Below are 3,262 nucleotides of genomic sequence, written 5' to 3'. Positions count from 1 at the left end.
CTGGGGCTGCTATCACTGCTGACAACGGTTCGTCAGCCCTTATGATTATCTGAACCGCCGGATACGGAACCGTACGTCCGGTGGTGTGGGAGGACGGGGGCCGTGAGGCCCCCTCCTACCCGATCAGGAGGTTTTCATGATCATCATTTGTGAAGCCAAGGCGACGGAAGCGCAGATCGGCGAGCTCGAGCGCATCATCCGGGGCGCGGGGCTGGACATTCACCGGTCCGACGGTGAAGAGTACACGATCCTGGGCGTCATCGGGGACCGCAACCGGCTCGACATGGGGACCGTCACCCTGATGCCCGGGGTCCGTGAAGTCGTGCTGGTGACCAGCCCCTTCAAGCTCGCGAGCCGCGAATTCCATCCCGAGGACACGGTCGTGCGCGTCGGGGAGACGTGCCTCGTCGGCGGCATGGAGGTCGCGGTGATGGCGGGTCCCTGCGCGGTGGAGAGCGAGGAGCAGATAGAGGCCAGCGCCGGGGCCGCGGCGGCGGCCGGGGCGCAGATCCTCCGGGGGGGCGCCTACAAGCCCCGTTCCTCCCCCTATGCCTACCAGGGGCTGGGGCTCGAGGGGCTGAAGCTGCTGCGTCGGGCGGCCGACCGCCACGGACTGGCCGTGGTCACCGAGGTCATGACGATCGAGTTGATCGACACGGTGGCCCGGTACGCCGACCTGCTGCAGGTGGGCGCCCGCAACATGCAGAACTACCCGCTGCTGACCGCGCTGGGGAAGGCGGGCAAGCCGGTGCTGCTCAAGCGCGGCATGGCCGCCACGATCCAGGAATGGCTGATGAGCGCCGAGTACATCCTGAGCGAGGGGAACCCCGACGTCATCCTGTGCGAACGCGGCATCCGTACCTTCGAGACCGCCACGCGCAACACCCTGGACCTGTCGGCCATCCCCGTCGTCAAGCACCTCTCGCACCTCCCCATCATCGCCGATCCGAGCCACGGGGTCGGCACCCGCCGCTTCGTCGCCCCGATGGCCCGGGCGGCCGTGGCCGCCGGGGCCGACGGGATCATGGTGGAAATCCATCCCAATCCCGACAAGGCCCTGTCCGACGGCCCGCAGTCCCTTACACTGGAGGAGTTCGGGCTCCTGATGAACCGGTGCCGCATCATCGCGACCACCATTGGACGGCGTCTGGGAAGGACGCGCTGAAAGGACGATCATGAAGATGACGATTGTGGGCTGCGGCCTGATCGGGGGTTCGGTCGCGCTGGCCCTCAAGCACCGCCGGCCGGAATGGACCGTCGCGTGCCTCGACCTGCCCGGGCGCCTGCCGGCGCTCGAGGAGGCCGCCGTCTCCGGGTGCCTGGGGACCATGGACGACGCCGGGGCCCATCTCCCCGACAGCGACCTGGTGCTCGTGGCCACCCCGGTCCAGGCGCTCCCCGACACTCTAGGCCGCCTGGCCCCCTTCCTGCGCCCGGGCGCCATCGTCACCGACGTGGGGAGCACCAAGAAACGGATCATGGACGAGGCCCCCGGACTCCTCCCCCCGGGGGTCCACTTCATCGGCGGGCACCCCATGGCGGGATCGGAGCGTTCCGGGGTGGAGGCGGCGGACCCGCTCCTCTTCAACGGCCGGGTCTACGCCCTCTGTCCCTATGCCGACACCCCGCCCGAAGCGCTCCTGGCCCTGATCGAGCTGGTCGAGACCCTCCGGGCGACCCCGGTGACCATCGACCCCGAGGAGCACGACCGGATCATGGCCATGGTCAGCCACCTGCCGCAGCTGATCGCCGTGGCCCTCATGCACTCGGCCGCGGCCGGGGACGCCGAGCACGCGATGCTCCAGACTCTCGCGGGGCGCGGTTTTCTCGACATGACGCGCCTGGCGGCATCCGATTACGGCATCTGGAGGGGGATCCTCGAGACCAACGCCGGGCCGATCCGGGAAGCGGCCGCCCGCTTCGGGGAGAGTCTCGGGCTGCTGACCACGAGGATGCTCGACGATGAGGCGGCCGCGGCCTGGGACCGGGCGGGGAAGCGGCGGCGGAAGATGGGGCCCGAAACCCTCGCCCGGCCGCGCAAGCAGGACCTGCGCAGCATCATCGACCGCCACGACCGCCAGATCCTCACGGCGCTCGGGCACCGCATCGACATCGCGCGCCGGATCGGGAGACTCAAGAAGCGCCAGTCGGCCCCGGTGACCGACGGGGAGCGGGAGAAGCGCATGATGTTCGAGCGCCGGGACTGGGGGCAGTCGCTGGGCCTGCCCGAGGAACTGGTCGACGAGCTTTTCGCCGTCATCGTCCGGCACAGCGTCCGCATCCAGTCGGAGCCCGCGGAATAGGTGATTCCGGCATTCCGGCCGATCGATTTTCCACCCTTTGTGATATGATGCGCTCCTTGCCGCAGCAGGCGTATTCGCGCATTTTTCAAGGGCATACGGGAGCGGTCGGACATGGATGAAAAGAAGACATCGGAACAGAAACGGCAGCAGCGGTTCGAGCGGTGGCTGGACGCCCCCGGGGTGCGGTTTGAAAGCCCCGAGGCGCAAAACTCCTATCGGGACAGGGTGACGCGCTTCATCCGGGCGTTCAGCCTCGAAAAGCCGGACCGGGTGCCGCTGGTTCTTCCGGCGGGCAATTTCCCCATCTACCACGCCGGCATGACGCTCAAGGAGGCGATGGAGGACAACCGCAAGCTCTGCGCGGCGTTCCGGAAGTTCCTCGGCGAATTCGAATCGGACACCTTCGCCTCCCCCATGATGGTGCCTTCGGCCAAGGCCGGGGCACTCATCGGCACGGTGAACACCCGGTGGCCGGGGCACGGGCTTCCCGACGGCGCGTCGATGCTGCAGTTCGTCGAAGGGGAGTACATGAAGGCGGACGAGTACGACCTTTTCCTCGAAGACCTGACCGACTTCTGCCTGCGCCGGTACCTGCCGCGCAGCCTCGGGGCCCTGGGCCCCTTCGCCGATTTTCCCCCTACCCCCTTCATCCTCGGGATGCCGAACCGGTTCCTGAACCCCGCCATGTCGCCCGAAGTGCGCGCGGCCTACCGGGCCATCATCGATTACGGGGAGGAGTGCGCGCGCTGGATGGGGCCGGCCCTGGAGTTCCACCGGGACGCGATGGCGGCCGGCTACCCGACCATATTCGGGGGGCAGGCGCACGCCCCCTTCGACATCCTGGCCGACACCCTGCGCGGGACCAAGGGCATCATCATGGACATGTACCGGCAGCCGGACAAGCTGCTGGCCGCGATGGAGCGGGTGACGCGGATGAACATCGACTGCGGCGTCGCCGG

General features: G+C 68.3%; 3 protein-coding genes. All 3 read left to right on the top strand.

Going from position 1 to position 3,262, the window contains the following annotated elements; all coding sequences use genetic code 11:
* The first annotated feature begins 136 nt into the window (after nucleotides 1–136).
* Nucleotides 137–1,165 carry a 3-deoxy-7-phosphoheptulonate synthase gene (gene aroF / locus GXY47_07285; protein NLV30946.1) on the top strand — a complete coding sequence of 343 codons (1,029 nt, stop codon included), beginning with the start codon at nucleotides 137–139 and terminating at the stop codon, nucleotides 1,163–1,165.
* A 10-nt stretch (nucleotides 1,166–1,175) separates the two neighbouring features.
* A complete protein-coding gene (locus GXY47_07280) occupies nucleotides 1,176–2,303 on the top strand; it encodes a prephenate dehydrogenase/arogenate dehydrogenase family protein (GenBank protein ID NLV30945.1) in 1,128 nt (375 codons plus the stop codon).
* 111 nt (nucleotides 2,304–2,414) lie between these two features.
* The coding region (locus tag GXY47_07275; GenBank protein ID NLV30944.1) for a hypothetical protein at nucleotides 2,415–3,262 on the top strand (848 nt) is incomplete at its 3' end.

The sequence above is a fragment of the Acidobacteriota bacterium genome (assembly GCA_012729555.1).
GTDB lineage: Bacteria > Acidobacteriota > UBA6911 > UBA6911 > UBA6911 > UBA6911.
This window is presented reverse-complemented; position numbering and strand designations above follow the sequence as displayed.